At 71.7% G+C, this 16,919-nt stretch carries 13 protein-coding genes; 10 read left to right on the top strand and 3 right to left on the bottom strand.

Annotation, left to right across the window (positions count from 1 at the left end; translation table 11 throughout):
• Positions 1-10 precede the first annotated feature (10 nt).
• Positions 11-229 (top strand): MbtH family protein, encoded by a 219-nt coding sequence (locus OG371_RS41315; protein WP_329062185.1) that lies wholly within the window; start codon positions 11-13, stop codon positions 227-229.
• Positions 230-271: 42 nt separating this feature from the next.
• Here the strand turns inward: OG371_RS41315 and OG371_RS41310 are convergent, their stop codons facing one another.
• Positions 272-1,126 carry an alkaline phosphatase family protein gene (locus OG371_RS41310; protein ID WP_329062183.1) on the bottom strand — a complete coding sequence of 285 codons (855 nt, stop codon included), beginning with the start codon at positions 1,124-1,126 and terminating at the stop codon, positions 272-274.
• 345 nt (positions 1,127-1,471) lie between these two features.
• Here OG371_RS41310 and OG371_RS41305 point away from each other — a divergent pair, with 345 nt between their 5' ends.
• From OG371_RS41305 to OG371_RS41290, 4 genes are read left to right on the top strand one after another with little or no spacing between them, the layout of a single operon-like run.
• The gene (locus OG371_RS41305; protein ID WP_329062181.1) at positions 1,472-2,401 is read left to right on the top strand and encodes an ABC transporter ATP-binding protein; all 930 of its coding nucleotides are present in this window, start codon (positions 1,472-1,474) and stop codon (positions 2,399-2,401) included.
• Positions 2,398-3,753 (top strand): ABC transporter permease, encoded by a 1,356-nt coding sequence (locus OG371_RS41300; protein ID WP_329062179.1) that lies wholly within the window; start codon positions 2,398-2,400, stop codon positions 3,751-3,753. Before OG371_RS41305 ends, OG371_RS41300 begins: the two co-directional genes overlap by 4 nt.
• Positions 3,754-3,757: 4 nt before the next feature.
• Positions 3,758-6,481: a bifunctional YncE family protein/alkaline phosphatase family protein gene (locus OG371_RS41295; RefSeq protein WP_329062177.1), complete on the top strand. Its 2,724-nt coding sequence runs from the start codon at positions 3,758-3,760 to the stop codon at positions 6,479-6,481.
• Between the two features lie 52 nt (positions 6,482-6,533).
• Positions 6,534-7,787, top strand: a complete 1,254-nt coding sequence (locus OG371_RS41290; RefSeq protein WP_329062176.1) for an APC family permease — start codon at positions 6,534-6,536, stop codon at positions 7,785-7,787.
• On the opposite strand, the gene OG371_RS41285 is transcribed toward OG371_RS41290, so the two are convergent.
• Positions 7,780-9,015, bottom strand: a complete 1,236-nt coding sequence (locus tag OG371_RS41285) for a COG4705 family protein (RefSeq protein ID WP_329062174.1) — start codon at positions 9,013-9,015, stop codon at positions 7,780-7,782. The genes OG371_RS41290 and OG371_RS41285 overlap by 8 nt on opposite strands.
• 161 nt (positions 9,016-9,176) lie before the next feature.
• Entirely contained in the window at positions 9,177-9,971 is a 795-nt protein-coding gene (locus OG371_RS41280; RefSeq protein WP_329062172.1) for a COG4705 family protein, read from the bottom strand.
• A gap of 281 nt (positions 9,972-10,252) precedes the next feature.
• On the opposite strand from OG371_RS41280, the gene OG371_RS41275 reads away from it, so the two are divergent.
• From OG371_RS41275 to OG371_RS41255, 5 genes are all read left to right on the top strand, one after another.
• The gene (locus OG371_RS41275; protein WP_329062170.1) at positions 10,253-11,866 is read left to right on the top strand and encodes an alkaline phosphatase family protein; all 1,614 of its coding nucleotides are present in this window, start codon (positions 10,253-10,255) and stop codon (positions 11,864-11,866) included.
• A 191-nt stretch (positions 11,867-12,057) separates the two neighbouring features.
• The gene (locus OG371_RS41270) at positions 12,058-12,753 is read left to right on the top strand and encodes a response regulator transcription factor (protein WP_329062168.1); all 696 of its coding nucleotides are present in this window, start codon (positions 12,058-12,060) and stop codon (positions 12,751-12,753) included.
• Positions 12,750-14,141, top strand: a complete 1,392-nt coding sequence (locus OG371_RS41265) for a HAMP domain-containing sensor histidine kinase (RefSeq protein ID WP_329062166.1) — start codon at positions 12,750-12,752, stop codon at positions 14,139-14,141. The genes OG371_RS41270 and OG371_RS41265 overlap by 4 nt, the downstream gene beginning before the upstream one ends.
• Before the next feature lie 56 nt (positions 14,142-14,197).
• A complete protein-coding gene (locus OG371_RS41260; RefSeq protein WP_329062164.1) occupies positions 14,198-14,827 on the top strand; it encodes a DUF998 domain-containing protein in 630 nt (209 codons plus the stop codon).
• 104 nt (positions 14,828-14,931) lie between these two features.
• The gene (locus tag OG371_RS41255; RefSeq protein ID WP_329062162.1) at positions 14,932-16,842 is read left to right on the top strand and encodes a glycosyltransferase; all 1,911 of its coding nucleotides are present in this window, start codon (positions 14,932-14,934) and stop codon (positions 16,840-16,842) included.
• Positions 16,843-16,919 lie beyond the last annotated feature (77 nt).

The raw sequence follows: 16,919 nt of genomic DNA, 5'->3' as shown, positions 1-16,919 counted from the left end.
GGAAAAAGAGATGACCAACCCGTTCGAGAACCCCGACGGCAGCTACCTGGTGCTGGTCAACGACGAGGGCCAGCACAGCCTGTGGCCCGAGTTCGTCGCCGTCCCGGCGGGCTGGCGCACGGTCTTCGGGCCCGGGCCCCGTCAGGACTGCCTCGACCACGTCGAGCGGAACTGGACCGACCTGCGGCCGAAGTCGCTGATCGAGGCCATGGAAGCCGACGCGCGCTGACGTGCGCGCCCGGGTCAGCCCCTGACCCGGGCGCGGCCGGAGTCAGCCCCAGATGTCGGTGATCGGTGTGGCCGAGGCGCTCTGGCCCGCGTGCGGCAGGCCGTACGCGTCTTCGATGGTGCGCAGAACGCTGTAGTGGCTGATGTTCTCGCTGTAGTCGCCGGTGGTGACGCCGGCGCCGGTGATGATGGTCGGGATCTGGTTGTCCGGCCCGTTGTCGTCCTCGTCGAAGGTCAGCACGAAGACGCTGTTGTGCGTCTTGGCCCACTGCACGTAGCCGTCGAGGTTCTGCTTCAGCCAGCTGTCACCCTGGGCGACGGTGCCGTCGTGCATGTCGTTGTCGAGGTTCGGGACGACGAACGACACCGCGGGCAGCTTCGTGTAGTCGGTCGGGAAGCTCTTGAAGGTGAGGTTGTCGGCCGCCGGGACGTCGGCGAAGTCGACCCACGGGTTGTGCTTGCGCGCGTAGCTGCCCGAGGTGCAGCCGGTGTAGCCGTCGCTCGGCATGCTTTCCGAGTAGCCGGCGAAAGTCAGGTTCGCCGCGAGGGTTTCGCCGCCGAGGTCGGCGGTGGTGAAGGCCTTCTTGGGGCAGGTGTCGTTGGTGACGCCCTGCGCCGACCCGGAGAACAGCGCCAGGTAGTTGGGCTGGCTGGGGTGGGTGATCGCGTGGGAGTTCGTGAAGTTGGCGCCCTGCTGGGACAAAGCGGTGATGTACGGCGCGTCCGGGCTGCCGACGATCTCGCCCTGGGCGTGGTTCTCGTCGATCAGGACGACGATGTGGTCCGGCCGGGGGACGGCGGCGTGCGTGGCCGCACTGGCGGTGGCGGTCGTGAGCGCGGTGGCGGCGATCAGCACGAGGGCGCCGGACGCGGCGCGTTTCGTGGATGACAGGGACATTCGGGCTCCTGTTCCGGGTCGAGCACGGCATTTGGGTCGAGCACGGCGGAGATCGGTCGGGATGGTGTCAGGCCCGGCGGGGAGAAAGTAGCGACTTTCGTCGAAGAACGGTTAAGCAAAAACATAATTTGCCTTCAGCGAACCTGGCGTTGACCTGCGGGCCCCGGCGGCCAAGGCAATCGCTGGGTTAACGCCCGGCAAGGTCACGGTTTAACTCCGACATTCCATTCGGAAGGAAGGTTTCCGCCAGGTCCCGTTCGGCTCCCGTTCACCGGGCACGCCTGCCGAAGTCATGTGCTCTCCCTAGGTTGCTCACGCACATCGCGTTACCAGGGCGAGGGAGCTATGGGCAGACCTGCCGCGGTCCGGGCTCAAGGGATCACCAAGTGTTTCGGCGACGTCGTCGCGCTCGACGAGGTCGACCTGGACGTGGCGCCGGGGCAGATCCACGGGCTGGTCGGCCCGAACGGCGCCGGCAAGACCACGTTGCTCGGCCTGCTGCTGGGCCTGGCCGTCCCGGACCAGGGCAGCCTGGAGATCCTGGGCACGCCGGTCGACCGGGCGCTGGCCGCTCCCGACGGCGTCGCCGGTTTCGTGGACGGGCCCGGCCTCTACCCCTCGCTCACCGCCCGGCAGAATCTCGCCGCGCTGGCCGCCCTGCGCGGCGGCGCGCGGACCGCGGGGATCGACGACGTGCTCGGCGAAGTCGGGCTCACCGACGTCGCCGACGACCGGGTGCGCGGGTTTTCCCTCGGCATGCGCCAGCGGCTCGGGCTGGCGGCCGCGCTGCTGACCCGGCCGCGGCTGCTGGTGCTCGACGAGCCGGCCAACGGCCTCGACCCGGCCGGCAAGAAGCACGTGCACGGGGTCCTCACCCGGCTCGCGGAGCAGGGCGCCACGGTGGTGCTGTCCAGCCATCGGATGGACGACCTCGAGGCCCTGTGCTCGGAGGTCACCATCGTGTCCACCGGACGCGTGGTCTTCACCGGCCCCTTGGCCAAGCTGTCGGCCGAAAGCGGTGAGCTCGACTACCGGCTGCGCACCTCCGACCCGGCCGCCGCGCGCCGCTTGGCCTCCGGGGCGCCCGGGCTCCGCATCGCCGAGGACGCCCCGGACGCCGAGGTGCTGGTCGTCAGCGGGCCGGTGCCCGCGCTGGACGAACTGGTGGTGCGGCTGGTGCGCGAGGGCGTGGCCGTGCGCGAACTCGCCCCCGTGGTGTCGCCGCTCGAGGCCGCCTTCCTCGCCCTGACCGAACAGCGGGAGACCAGCCGATGACCGCGACCCTCGCCGGCACCGACGCGCCCGCCCGCCCGGTTTCGGTGGCCCGTTCCTTCCGCTTCGAGCTGGTGAAGCTGCTCGCGCAATGGCGGATCCGCTTGCTGGTCCTGGCTTGCTGGATCGCGCCGGCGTTGTTCGTCGCCGTGGTGAGCCAGCAGAGCGACCTGCCCGTCGACACGCTCTTCGGCCGCTGGATGAACGCCACGGGCTGGGCCGGGCCGTTGGTGATGCTCGGCTTCGCGGGCACGTACGCGCTCCCGCTGCTGACCTCGGTGGTCGCCGGAGACGTGTTCGCGTCCGAGGACCGGCTCGGGACCTGGCGCCACCTGCTGGTCGCGGTCCGCTCGCCGCGGCGGATCTTCGCGGCGAAAGCGCTGGCCAGCCTGACGGTGATCCTCGTGCTGGTGGCCGGGATGGCCGTTTCCAGTGCCGCGGGCGGAATCCTGGCGGTCGGCAGCCGTCCGCTGGCCGGGCTCGACGGCCATCAGCTCACGCCCGGCGACGCGGCCGGGCAGGTCCTGCTCGCGTGGGTCTGCGTGCTCGCCCCGGCGCTGGCGCTGGCCGCGATCGGGCTGCTCGGGTCCGTCGCCTGGGGGCGCTCACCGATGGGCCTGCTGCTGCCGGTCGTCGTCGCCATCGTGTTGCTGCTCGCGCAGATGCTGCCGCTGCCCGTCGCGGTCCGCCTCGCTCTGCCCAGCTATGCCTTCATTTCGTGGAACGGCCTGTTCACCAGCCCGGCCCAGCTCGGCCCGCTGCTGATCGGGATCGGGGTCAGCCTGGTCTGGGCCGTGGTCGCGACCGCGCTGGCGTACCGGCTGTTCCTCCGGCGTGACTTCACCAGCTCCGGTTACGACGGGTCCGGGCGGCGCACGGCCGCCGTCGCCGGGCTGCCGCTGGTCGGGCTTGTTGCCGTGGCCGCGGCGCTCTTCGCCGTGGTGACCCCGGCGACGGGCTCGGGCATCGACCAGGACAAGGTGCAGGCCTCGCTCGCCACCGCGTTCGCGCACCTCTATCGGCTCCAGACCCGGGAACTGCACCGGCCCGACGTCACCGAAGCGCAGCTGGCGGCGACGGCGGCGTGCACCAAGGGCGGCGGCCTGATCGCCGCCGAAGGCCCCGGAAACGACTGGCGCTGCGTCGTTTCCTGGCACCTGCCCGGGGTCGAGGCCACCGGCCAGGCCATCTACCAGCTCGACGTCACCTCGGACGGGCACTACGTGGCCGACGGTGACGGGCCGAAGGAAGTCAACGGCTACTTCCAGCTGCACACCCCGGACGGGGACCAGCCCAACCCGCTCTGGCAGTTCGACGCGAACGTCGATCTTCTCTCCACCTCCCCGAAGGGATGACCCCATGCAGGTAATGCGCCATCGACGGGCCGGGAAGGCCCGGTCCGGCGGAAAACTCGGCCGCCGGGTCCGCCTGACGACCACCGGCGCCGCCATTCTCGCCGTGGTCGCCGGCACCGGCGTCGCGTCCGCTTCGACCCAGGGGTTCGGGACCGACCAGGTCGGCCAGAACACCGACCGGGGCCTGGTCCTGTCCAGCGACCAGTACATCGCCCCGATCGGCGATCGCCTGGTGGTGAACAACGGCAAGATCATGGCGTCCTCGGTCAGCCCGGACGGCGGCCACCTCGCCGCGCTGACCACCGACGGCGGCATCGCGCTCACCATCGTGGACCTCAAGAGCTGGAAGGTGCAGCAGCTCGTGGGGAACTCCGCGACGGCGAACCTGCGCATCCCCGGGAACGACGTGGGCCAGGAAGGGCCCTCGTACTCGCCCGACGGCAAAACGCTGTGGATGGCCCAGACCGACGGCTACCGCCGGTTCCCGGTGAACCCCGACGGCACCGTCGCGAATCCGTCCTTCGTGCCGATCCCGGCGGACGGGCCCAAGCACGGGCTCCCGGCCCAGGCGGTGTTCTCGCCCGACGGCAAGACCGTGTACGCCGCCGTGAACGGGCAGAACCGCGTGGTCGCGATCAACGCGGGCACCGGGGACGTCCAGCAGAGCTGGAACGTCGGCGTCGCGCCGCGCGACCTGGCGCTGGTCGGCTCGAGGCTCTACGTCGGCAACGAGGGCGGGCGCCTGCCGCGGCCCGGCGAGACCACGATCAACTCGTACAACACCCAGGTGCCGGCCGACCCGGTCACCGGCTCCACCACCACCGGCACGGTCAGCGTGATCGACCTGGCCAGGCCGGCGGCCGCGGTCGGCAGCATCGACGTCGGGCTGCACCCGACCGCGCTGTACGCCAAGAACGGCACGCTGTTCGTCGCGAACACCAACAGCAACAACGTTTCCGTGATCGACACCGGCCGCAACAAGGTGATCCAGACCATCGCCACCCAGCCGTGGCCGGAGGCGACCGTCGGCTACGAGCCGGACGGCATCACCCTCACCCCCGACGGCCACCTGCTGGTGACCCTCGGCCGCGCGAACGCACTGGCCGTGTACCGCTACTCCTCCCCGAAGGAGCCGGTCAGCTACGTCGGCCTGCTGCCGACGGACTACTTCCCGACCGCCGTCACCACGGTCGGGAAAAACGTGCTGATCTCCAACACCCGCGGCATCGACGCCCGCCGCCCGACCACCGCCGCCGGGCACGGCACCCACGACACCACGGCGAGCCTGCAGCGGTTCACCCTGCCGGACGACCGCACCATCCGGGCCGACACGGCCAAGGTGTTCCAGCAGAACGGCTGGACCCCGGGCTCGGTCCAGGTCTCGAACGGCAAGGGCGGCAAGCGGCCGGTGCCGGTGCCCGCGCGGCTCGGCGACCCGTCGACGATCAAGCACGTGTTCCTGATCGTCAAGGAGAACCGGACCTACGACCAGCTCTTCGGCGACATCCCGGCCGGTGACGGCGCCCCGGCGCTCGCGCAGTTCGGCGCGAACGTGACGCCGAACCAGCACGCGCTGACGAGTCAGTTCGGGCTGTACGACAACACCTACGACATCGGCACGAACTCCGCCGAGGGACACAACTGGCTGATGCAGGCCGACAACCCGGAGTACACCGAGTCCTCGGCGGGTGAGTACCTGCGCAGCTACGACACCGAGGACGACGCGCTCGGCCACCAGAGCTCCGGGTTCCTCTGGAGCGGGGCCCAGGCCACCGGGAACACGGTGCGGGACTTCGGCGAGTTCAACCAGTTCGAGACGACCCCGGCCGGGTCGAACTGGCAGTCGTTCTACTGCGACGCCAAGAACATGGCCGCGACCGGGGAGCCCACCGCGCTGCCCACGGTCACCTCCTCGCCGATCCCGTCGCTGAACGACGTGACCGTGCACTCCTTCCCGAAGTTCGACACCGGCATCCCGGACCAGTACCGGTACCAGATCTGGAAGCAGGACTTCGAGAAGAACGGGCCGGCCAACCTGAACATGTTCTGGCTCTCGAGCGACCACACCGGCGGCCCGCCCAGCCCGGCCGCCCAGGTCGCCGACAACGACCTCGCGGTCGGCAAGATGGTCGACACCATCTCGCACAGCCCGTACTGGAAGGACTCGGCGATCTTCGTGGTCGAGGACGACTCCCAGGCCGGCCTGGACCACGTCGACGGGCACCGCGCCCCGATCCAGATCATCAGCCCCTGGGCCCAGCACGCCGCGGTCGACAACCACTACTACTCGCAGATCACGATGATCCGCACGATCGAGCAGATCCTCGGGGTCCAGCCGATGAACCAGAAGGACAGCGCGGCCACCCCGATGACCGGCGCCTTCACGAACAAGGCCGATTACACGCCGTTCAACGCGGTGCCGAACCGCACCTCGCTGACCGGGGGCCTGCCGACGCCGCCGGCCTGCGGCGCGGACACCACCGCGCCCGCACCGTCCACTGTGGTGCCGGCGGAGCAGAAGCCGGTCGCGGCGCAGTGGCAGGAGTGGACCAAGAGCCAGCGCCTGACCGGGCCGAACGCCACGGCCGACTACGCCAACCCCGCGCAGATGAACCACTTCACCTGGTACCAGACGCACGGGTGGACTCAGCCCTATCCTGGTGAGAACAAGATCTTCACGCCGGACCAGGTGCCCGGCGCCGCCATCCCGTCGGCCGACTCCGAATAAAAGCTCGTGAGTGTTTGTGACGGTTAGAACCGTCACAAACACTCACGAGTCCTTGGCACGGAAGGAGTCCCAGCTGAAGCGGCGCCTCGGCGTACGCGACGCGGTGGTGATCGGGCTGGGCTCGATGATCGGCGCGGGCGTTTTCGCGGCACTCGGGCCGGCGACGGCCGCCGCCGGGAGCGGGCTGCCGCTCGGGCTGGCGCTGGCCGCGATCGTGGCCTACTGCAACGCGACCTCGTCGGCCCGCCTGGCCGCGCGTTACCCGTCCTCGGGCGGAACCTACGTCTACGGCCGCGAACGTCTCGGCGATTTCTGGGGATATCTGGCGGGATGGGCCTTCGTCGCCGGCAAGACGGCGTCCTGCGCGGCGATGGCGCTCACCGTCGGCTTCTACCTGTGGCCGGCCTACGCGCATGCGGTCGGGGCCGGCGCGGTGGTCGCGCTGACCGCGGTCAACTACTTCGGGATCCGGAAGTCCGCCTGGCTGACCCGGACGATCGTCGCCGTTGTCCTGGCCGTGCTGACCGCGGTGGTGGTGGCGTGCCTGACCTCGCCGGCGGCCGACGCGGCCCGGTTCGGTTTCGGCGATGGCGTCAGTGTCGGCGGTGTCCTCCAAGCTGCCGGGCTGTTGTTCTTCGCCTTCGCCGGGTATGCCCGCGTCGCCACGCTCGGCGAGGAAGTCCGGGACCCGGCGCGGACGATCCGGCGCGCGATCCCGCTCGCGCTGGGCATGACGCTGGTGGTCTACGCCGCGGTCGCGCTGGCGGTGCTGGCCGTGCTCGGCCCCGATCGCCTGGGCGCGGCCGTCGATCCGCTCGCCGAGGCCGTGCGGGCGGCGGGGGCCGGCCGGCTGGCCCCGGTGGTGCGGATCGGGGCCGCGACCGCAGCGCTGGGCTCCTTGCTGGCGTTGATCCTCGGGGTCTCCCGCACGACCCTGGCGATGGCGCGCGACCGGCATCTGCCCCCGGCCCTGGCCGCGATCCACCCCCGGTTCGACGTGCCGCACCGGGCCGAACTCGCCGTCGGCGCCGTGGTCGTGGTGCTCACCGCGACGACCGATGTCCGTGCTGCCATCGGGTTTTCGTCGTTCGGCGTGCTGGCCTATTACGCGATCGCGAACGCCTCGGCGTGGACCCTCACCCCGGCGGAAGGCCGACCGCCGAGAGTGGTGCCGGCGGCCGGCCTTGCCGGGTGCGTGTTGCTGGCCTTCGCGCTGCCGCTCGCCTCAGTGGTCGCGGGCGGCGCCGTCCTTGCGCTGGGCGCGCTCCTTTTCGGGTTACGCCGTTTCGCCGGACTGCTCAGCTGACCGAGGTGAGCAGATCGGTGAGCGCGGCCTTCTCCGCGTTCGGGTCCGGGCTGGTCGCCCGCAGCCGGCGCAGGACCGTGTCGATCTTGCCGTCGACGGTGGTCCACTCGGCCCCGTTCTTCGGCTTCAACCGGGCTTCCGCGTTGTCCCAGCCGGTTTCGAGGTCGTCGACCCGGCTGGTCGCGCCGGACTGGTCCCCGGCGTTCAGCTTGCCCAGCGTGTCCTGGGTGATGGTGCGGAACTCCGAGAGGTCGCCCAGCGGGGAGACCCGCCCGGTGTTCCCGGCGGCCGCGGGCGCACCGGGCACGCCGGCCGGCGCGCCCGCGGCGACGGGCGTGGAGGAATCGCCCTGCAGCGCGGAAATCCGGAGGGAGTACCCTGTCACCGCGGCGGCCAGGACCACGACGAGCACCACGGCGGTCTGCCAGAGCCCGCCCCGGCCCGGCTCCGGCGCGTCGGCCGGGATGACGTCGGTCTTGGTCACCGACAGGTAGGTCACGACCGCGAGGATGCCCACGACGAAGATCAGGCTCGTGACGGTCGTGCCGAGGCCGAGCCCGCCCTGGCCGGGGGACTGGGCCAGGTAGTCGCCGATCGACGCGCCGAGCGGGCGGGTCAGGATGTAGATGAACCAGAAGGCCGGCACCGGGTGCATGCCGAACCGCCAGGCGATCGCCAGCAGCGCGATCAGTCCCGCGACGATGCCGCCGGTCACCAGGTAGCCGAGCCCGAGCACCTCCGCCATCAGGTCGCCGGTCGCCGTGCCGAGGGCGAAGGTGAACAGCACCGCCAGCCAGTAGAACGCCTCCCGCCGCCGGGTGACGATGGAGTGGATGGACAGCGTCGCCTCGCTCGCGTACCAGGCCACGAAGGTGATGGCGAGCAGGACGGCGAAGACCAGGGTGCTCGTTTCGAGCGGGACGCCGAGGTTGTCGGTCATGTTGTCGGTCACCAGCGTGCCGAAGACGCTGACCAGCGCCACCGTGAGCCAGTACGTGGCCGGCACGTACCGCTTCGCCCGGAACTGGAAGACCAGCGCGACCACCAGCAGCGCGCCGGTGAGAACCGAAACGCCGGTCAGGCCGAAGTTCAGGTTCACGTTCAGGAAGTCGGCCGCGGATTCGCCGACCGTCGTGCAGAGGACCTTGACGATCCAGAAGTAGAGGGTGACCTCCGGGACCTTGTTGAGGAGCCGGGTGTCCTGCTCGAGGGTGCGGTGCGTGGTCATGATCCCTTTCGGCCGGCGGGTTTCCGACGCAAGATCGCGTCAGGACCCGTCAGACGGTAGGGGGTGGCTGATGAGGTACCGGCTCGGTGACGGTAAGTGTGCGGTAAACAATTCCCCGGATAGTCGTTGCCGCTCTACTGTGGAATATCAGTGGGGGATTGTCACTGGGGAACTTCACTGTGGACTGTCGTGCGCCGCGTGGCGGTCAGGCAGCCGACGAGAGCGGCGATGACCAGCAGCAGGACCAGGCTGACCAGGCCGGTGCCGAGGTCCAGCCCGCCGCGCACGGGCGGCACGCCGAGCCAGTCGGCGAACGAGGCGCCCAGCGGCCGGGTGAGGACGTAGGCGGCCCAGAATGTCGCGATGGCGTCGAGCCCGGCGAACCGGCGGGCCAGCGGCGGGATCGCGATGGCCACCGCGAACATCAGCCCCGAGCCCAGGTAGCCGAGGTGCAGGGTCGTCGCGGTCAGGTCGCCCACAGCGGTGCCGAGCGCGAACGTGGTGACGACGGCGAGCCAGTAGAACAGCTCCCGGCGCGGCGTGGTGATGCTGTGGATCGACAGCGTCTTCTCGATCCGGTGCCACACAAGGAAAACAGCAGCGAGAACGACCGCGAAGAAGACCGTCGACACCGCGTACGGCACGCCGAGCCCGACGTGCAGGAAGTCGGCGGCCATGGTCCCGAACACGCTCACCAGCACCACGGCCGTCCAGTAGACCCACGGGATGTAGGCGCGGGCGCGGAACTGCGCGGCGAGCGCGGCGGCGAACGCCAGCCCGGCCAGCGCCACGGCGATCACCGGGTCCATCAGGTGCGCGAGGAAATCGCTCGTCGTCTCGCCCATGCCGGTGGTCAGCACCTTGACGACCCAGAAGAGCGCCGTGACCTCCGGGACCTTGCTGGCGGCGGCGCGGCCGGCCACGGGGCCGCCGGCCCGCAGTTCTGCTGAAGTCATGGCGGAATTCTCTCAGCCGGGCGCGTTCCGCCGATGACTGGAATGATTGTTCCGGCGGTGTTCCGGTTGCTGGTTTTGCCGGTTTCGCGATGGCGGAAAGATAACCGCGGGCGAACCTGCCGCTAACCTTCGGGACGGTATTGTGCCGCCGTTCTTCCAGCTCTGGTGCCGGAATCGCGTTCACACGATGTTCGTTCCGCTGTCGCCCAGGATCCGCTTCGGCCGCCTGGAATACGGCGGGCGCCCCGTTCCCCGGGCGCCGGAGGAGCAGGAGGAGATTCGTGTCGAGAATTCGCACATGCTCGGTTCTTGCCGCGGCCGGGCTGTTCGCCACCGCGGTGCCGGCGACGGCGGCCCAGCCTGAGCAGCGGCACGTGCTGCTCGTCTCGGTCGACGGGCTGCACCAGTCGGACCTCGCCTGGTACACCGCGGCGCACCCGCAGTCGGCGCTGGCGGCGCTGACCGGGCACGGCACGTCGTACACGCACGCGAGCACGCCGGTGCCGTCGGACTCGTTCCCCGGCATGGTCGCCCAGGTCACCGGCGGCAACCCGGCCACGACCGGCGTCTACTACGACGCCACCTACAACCACGCGCTGCTTCCCGCGGGCACGAAGAACTGTGCGGGCGCGCAGCCCGGCGTCCTCGTCGACTACACCGAGGACCTGGACCGGAACAAGGATTCCGTCGACGCCGGGCAGGGCTTGCCGAACCTGCCCGACGGCGTGCTGAAGATGACCGGGAACCCGGGCACGCTGATCGATCCCGCGAAGCTGCCGGTCGACCCGAAGACCTGCAAACCCGTTTACCCGCACCAGTATCTGCGGGTCAACACCGTGTTCGAGGTCGCGCGCCAGGCCGGGCTGCGGACCGCGTGGTCCGACAAGCACCCCGCGTACGAAATGCTCAGCGGCCCGTCCGGGACCGGCGTTCAGGACCTGTTCACGCCGGAGATCAACAGCGTGGTGGGCAGCGGCGACTGGACCACGGACAACGCCGCGACCCAGCGCTACGACGGGTACAAGGCCCAGGCGGTGCTCAACGAGATCGACGGCTACGACCACAGCCGCACCACGCAGACCGGCACCCCGGCGGTGTTCGGGCTGAACTTCCAGTCGGTGTCCACCGCCCAGAAGCTCCCGGTGTCCGACGGGCTGGCCGGCGGCTACCTGCCCGGCGGCGTGCCGGGACCGCTGCTGCGCTCGGCGCTCGACTTCGTCGACCGTCAGGTCGGGGCGTTCACCGCCGAGCTGAAGCGCCGTCACCTCGACCGGAGCACCACCGTGGTGCTCTCGGCCAAGCACGGCCAGTCGCCGATCGACCCGGCCGCGCTCACCCGGATCGACGACGGCGCCCTCCTCGACGGGCTGAACGCCGCCTGGCGCGCCGCGCACCCGGGCACGCCGGACCTGGTGGCACAGTCCACTGACGACGACGCCATGCTGCTGTGGCTCTCGGACCGCTCGCCCACGGCGACGTCCTTCGCCAAGAACTACCTGCTCGCCCAGTCGGGCAACGGGAACGGCATCACCGGCGCGGCCAAGCCGTTCGTCCACTCCGGACTGGCGACCGTCCACGCGGGAGCCGACGCGGCCCGCTACTTCGGTGTCCGCCCCGGCGACGCCCGGGTCCCGGACCTGGTCGGCGTGGTCGTGCCCGGGGTCGTGTTCACCGGGGGCAAGTCGAAGATCGCCGAGCACGGCGGGGCGTCCGCGGACGACCGGGCCGTGCCGCTGGTGGTGAGCGGCACCGGCCGCGGCGCCGTGGTGAGCAGCGCGGTCGAAACCACGCAGATCGCCCCGACGATCCTGCGGCTGCTGAACCTCGACCCGCGCTCGCTCGCCGCGGTGCGCGCCGAGGGCACGCGGGTGCTGCCCGGGCTCGGACGGCAGTGATCCCGGCCCGCGTCCCGGTCTCCGCCGGGGCGCGGGCGGGCTCGGCTCACGCGGGCCACACGCCCCCGGTGGTCGGCTGAGCCGCGCGACGGGCTCCGGACCCGAACCGGATTTGCCGCGCGCTGGCCTGGCGCTAACCCGGCGTTCAGCTTCGCGTTGGTAGCTTCCGGCCGTAGGGACGGAGGTTTCGAGTGCACGTCGTGATCGTGGATGACGAGGCCGCGCTGCGGGATTCGCTGTCGCGCACGCTGCGCTTCGAGGGCTACACGGTCTCCGTCGCGACGGACGGCGCCAGCGGGCTGGAGCTGATCCGCTCGGACCGGCCGGACGGGGTGATCCTCGACGTCACCATGCCGGTGCTCGGCGGGCTCGACAGCTGCCGGCTCCTGCGCGCCGAGGGCAACCACGTGCCGATCCTGATGCTCACCGCCCGTACCGGGGTGGGCGACCGGGTGGCCGGGCTCGACGCGGGCGCCGACGACTACCTGGTGAAACCGTTCGCGTTGCAGGAGCTGCTGGCCCGCGTCCGGGCGCTGCTGCGCCGCACCGAGTACGGCTCCGCGGCCGAGGCGGAGGGGCCGTCCTCGCTGGAGTTCGCCGACCTGACCCTGGATCCCGGCACCCGCGAGGTCACCCGCGGGGACCGTCCGGTGCGGCTCACCCGGACCGAGTTTTCGATGCTCGAGACGTTCCTGCGCCACCCGCGGCTGGTGCTGACCCGGGCGGTGATGTTCGAGCAGGTCTGGGGTTACGACTTCGGCGCGGCGTCCAACGGCCTCGACGTGTACGTGGGCTCGTTGCGCCGCAAGCTCGAAGCGGACGGGGAGCCCCGGCTGCTGCACACGGTTCGCGGCGTCGGCTACGTGCTGCGCGAGGATCCGTTGTGAGACCACGGATCCGGGCCCTGACGCTGCGGGCCCGGCTGACCGTGCTGGTGGTCTCCGCGGTGGCCGTCGCCGTGGTCGCGGTCTCGCTCACGTCGTGGCTGGTGACGCGCGCGAACCTGTACCGGCAGTTCGACGCGCAGCTGCAGGCGTACGCGCAGGTGGCGGCCAAGTCCGCGACACCGGCCGAAGCGCTGACGGCCCTGCGAACGACCGACCACGACGGCGGGGACACCGGGCACGGCCTCGGCCTCACCGTCCAGTTCCTCAACGCCGCCGGCAAGCCCACCGCCGTCGGGGGAGAGGCGTCCGCCATCCCGGTCGGCCCCGAAGCGCACCAGGTCGCCGCCGGTGCCGTCACGGTCGGGTCGGAGGAGGACAAGATCGGCTCGGACCGTTACCGCGTCTGGATCGCGGCGCGGCCGGGCGGCGGCGCGGTGCAGGTCGCCCGTGACTCCGAGGGGGTCGAGCGCACGCTGGCCGAGCTGGGACTCTGGGAGTTCGGGGTCGGCTTCAGCGTAGTGCTCGCCGCGGCGCTGATCGGGCGCGCGGTGGCGAGAACGGCGTTGCGGCCGGTGGAAACGCTGACCGCGGCGGCCGGGGAGGTGGCCCGGACCCAGGCCCTGTCGGCCGAGATCACCGTCACGGGACGGGGCGAGCTCGCGCTGCTGGCCGAGTCGTTCAACGCGATGCTGACCGCGCTCGCGACCTCCCGCGACGACCAGCGCCGCCTGGTCGAGGACGCCGGGCACGAGCTGCGCACGCCGCTGGCCAGCCTGCGCAACAACATCGAGCTGCTGATCCACGTGCAGAGCAGCTCCGGCCTGCCCGCCGACGACCACACCCGGCTGCTGGCCGACCTCGACGCGCAGTCCGCGGAGCTGACCGACCTGGTCGGCGAGCTGGTGGAGCTGGCGACGGGGGACCGCTCGCCCGAGACCGTCGAACCGGTGGAGCTGGGCGACGTCGTGCGGGCCGCGGTGGAACGGGCCCGGCCGCGTGCGCCGGGTGTCCGGTTCGAGCTGTCGGCGGCCGAAGCCGTGGTGCGCGGCCGTCCCGCGGCGCTGGAACGGGCGGTCCTCAACATCCTCGGCAACGCGGCGAAGTGGAGCCCGCCGGGCGGCGTGGTGACCGTGACGCTGGCGGCGGAGGACGGGGTGGCCCGGCTCGTGGTGGCGGACGAAGGCCCGGGCATCGCCGAGGCCGACCTGCCGCACGTGTTCGAGCGGTTCTACCGGGCCGCGTCCGCCCGCGCGCTGCCGGGTTCGGGGTTGGGACTGGCGATCGTCGAGCAGGTGGTGCTCCAGCACGACGGCCGGGTCACCGCCGCGAACGGGGAGCCGGCCGGCGCGCGGTTCGAGGTGACTTTGCCGCGGGACGGGGTTTCTTAACCAATCCCGGGCGGATCTTCATCGAGTTCTCATCCAGGCGCACGATCGTGGGCGAGGTGACCACGACCTTGCCGCGGCCCACGCGGCCCGCGCCGCTCCTGTGGACGGCGATCGGGATGTGGGGCATCGCGCAGCTGCTGATGGGCGGGCTGGCGGTGGGGCTCGCGCAGCGGGTGGACCCGTGGCGGGACCCGGTCAGCGACTACGCGCTGCAACGCTGGGGCCGCGCGCCGTTCCTCATCGCGGTGGCGCTGGTGCTCGCCGGCGGGATCGCGCTGGCGGTGGCCGCGCGCCTGGCCGGGCTGCCGCGCAGCCGCGGAGTGATCGTCCTGTTCGGACTGTGGGGGGCGGGCCTGCTCGTCGTGGTGCTGTTCCGGGAGAACCCGAGCACCACCGTGGTCACCCTGCACGGCGAGATCCACCGCTTCGGGGGCGCGGTGCTGTTCGGCTGCTTCCCCTTCGCCGGCCGCTCGCTGGCCCGGTCCCTGAGCGCGGATCCACGGTGGTCGGCGCACGCCGGGCGGCTCCGCTGGTGCGCGGCGCTGGCGCTGTACACCGCGGCGTCCTTCGGCCTCGCGCAGTTCGTGCCCGCGCTGCCGGAAGGCCTGCTGGAACGGCTGGCGCTGACGGCCGAGCTGGGCATGCTGGTGACCACCGCCCTGGCCGTACGGACGGCGACGCGATGACCGTTCTCGCGATTGCTTTGGCCTTGGTCGGGGCCTGTTTCTTCGCTGGTTCGGTCGCCCTCCAGCACGATGCCGTCCGAGCGCAGCGAAACGGTGCGGTCCGGTTGGCCCGCCTGGCTCGGTCGCGGACCTGGCAGGCGGGTGCGTTGCTCGGCGTCGCGGGCACTGGGCTGCACCTGACCGCGCTTTCCCTGGCGCCGTTGGCGATCGTGCAGCCGCTCGGGGTGCTGAGCCTGGTGCTGACCGTGCTCGCGGGACGGGCGACGGCGACGCGCCGGGTCCGGATCGCCGCGCTCGCCGTGTGCGCCGGGGTCGGGGGCTTCGTCCTGGTCTCGGTGTCCGGCGGCTCGGCTTCGCCGCACGTGACGATCGGCGCGGTCCTGCTGGCCGTGCTCGCCGGGCCGGTGGTCGCTGCCGCCGGGCTGAGCTGCCGGGGCCGCGGCCGGTGCGCCGGGCTGGCCGCCGCGGCCGCGGTCCTGTTCGGACTCGGCTCGGCCGTGCTGCGCGCGGCGGCCCTCGAACTGTCCACTGTGGTCACCGCCGCCGGGTTCGCCCTCGCCGGCGCGGCACTGCTCACGGCCGGCGGCTGGCTGCTCCAGCAGGCCCACGCCGCCGGGCCGACCGCGGTGGTCGTCGGCGCCACGACGGTGCTCGACCCGCTCACCGCCGTGACCGCCGACCAGCTGCTGTTCGGCGAAACACCCCACCTCGTGCCGGCCATGGCCGTCGCCCGCCTCGTCCTGGCGCTGCTCGCCGTGACGGGTGTGCTCGTGCTGGCCGGTTCGCTCAGCGATCCGCCCGACCTCGACAAGGAACCCCTCATGGCCGACCCGCTTCCCACTGCCGGACTCCGGATCCTGCTCGGCGCCGACACGTTCCCGCCCGACATCAACGGGGCCGCGCACTTCACCGCCCGGCTCGCCCACGGACTGGCCGGCCTCGGCCACGACGTGCACGTCCTGCGGCCGCGCCCGCGCACCGACGCGACCGACCACGGCCCGCTCACCGTGCACGACGCCCCTTCGCTGGGCACGCCGTTCCACCCGACGTTCCGGATCGGGCGCCCCGGCGGCGTCGGCCGGGCCGCCGAGGAGCTGCTGGACCGGATCCGCCCGGACGTCGTGCACGTCCAGTCGCACTTCGCGGTCGGGCGCGCGCTTCTTTCGGCCGCCCGCCGCCGGGGCGTGCCGACGGTCGCGACGAACCATTTCATGCCGGAAAACCTGCTCGGCTACGTCCGCCTGCCGTCGGCGGTCCGCGAGGCGCTGATCCGCTTCGCGTGGCGCGACCTGGTCCGCGTCTACCGCAATGCGGACACGATCACCACCCCGACGCCGCGAGCCGCGGACCTGTTGGCGCGCAACGGACTCGGACGCCCGGTCACGGTCATCTCCTGCGGCGTGGACCTCGAGCACTACGCCGCGCGGGCCACCCCGGCCGGCGATGACGCGGCGGTGCTGTTCGTCGGGCGGCTCGACGCCGAGAAGAACGTCGACGAGCTGATCCGCGCCGTCGCGCGCGTGCCGCGGCTCCGCGCCGAGATCGTCGGCGACGGTTCCTGCCGGGCCGCGCTCACCGCGCTGGCCGCGGAACTGGGCGTGGCGGACCGGGTTTGCTTCCACGGCTTCGTCCCGGACGCCGAACTGGTCCGGATCTACGCCTGCTGCCAGGTGTTCTGCATGCCGGGCACCGCCGAGCTGCAGAGCCTCGCGACGATGGAGGCGATGGCCGCGGGCCTGCCCGTGGTGGCGGCCGACGCGATGGCGCTGCCGCACCTGGTTCACCACGGGCACAACGGTTTCCTCTACCCGCCGGGTGACGTTCTGACGCTGGCCGCACGGCTTGGTGAGCTGGCGGAAGACGCGGAGGGGCGCGCGGCGATGGGCGCGGCGGGGCGGACGCTGGTCGCCCGGCACGACCTCGCCGGCACCCTCGGTACCTTCGAAGACCTCTACCGTCCGGCGGCGCTGCACCCCGCTGCGGCCGAATCGGTCCTGGAGGCGGCGCGCTCCTGATCGCCCGGGATTCCGGCCGTTCCGCTCTCACTGTGACCGGTGGGATACGCCCCAATGCCACATTGGTTGCGCTCAAC

The organism is Amycolatopsis sp. NBC_01480 (assembly GCF_036227205.1).
Taxonomy (GTDB): domain Bacteria; phylum Actinomycetota; class Actinomycetes; order Mycobacteriales; family Pseudonocardiaceae; genus Amycolatopsis.
The sequence above is the reverse complement of the archived record's forward strand: the minus strand, read 5'-3'. Positions and strand labels throughout refer to the sequence as shown.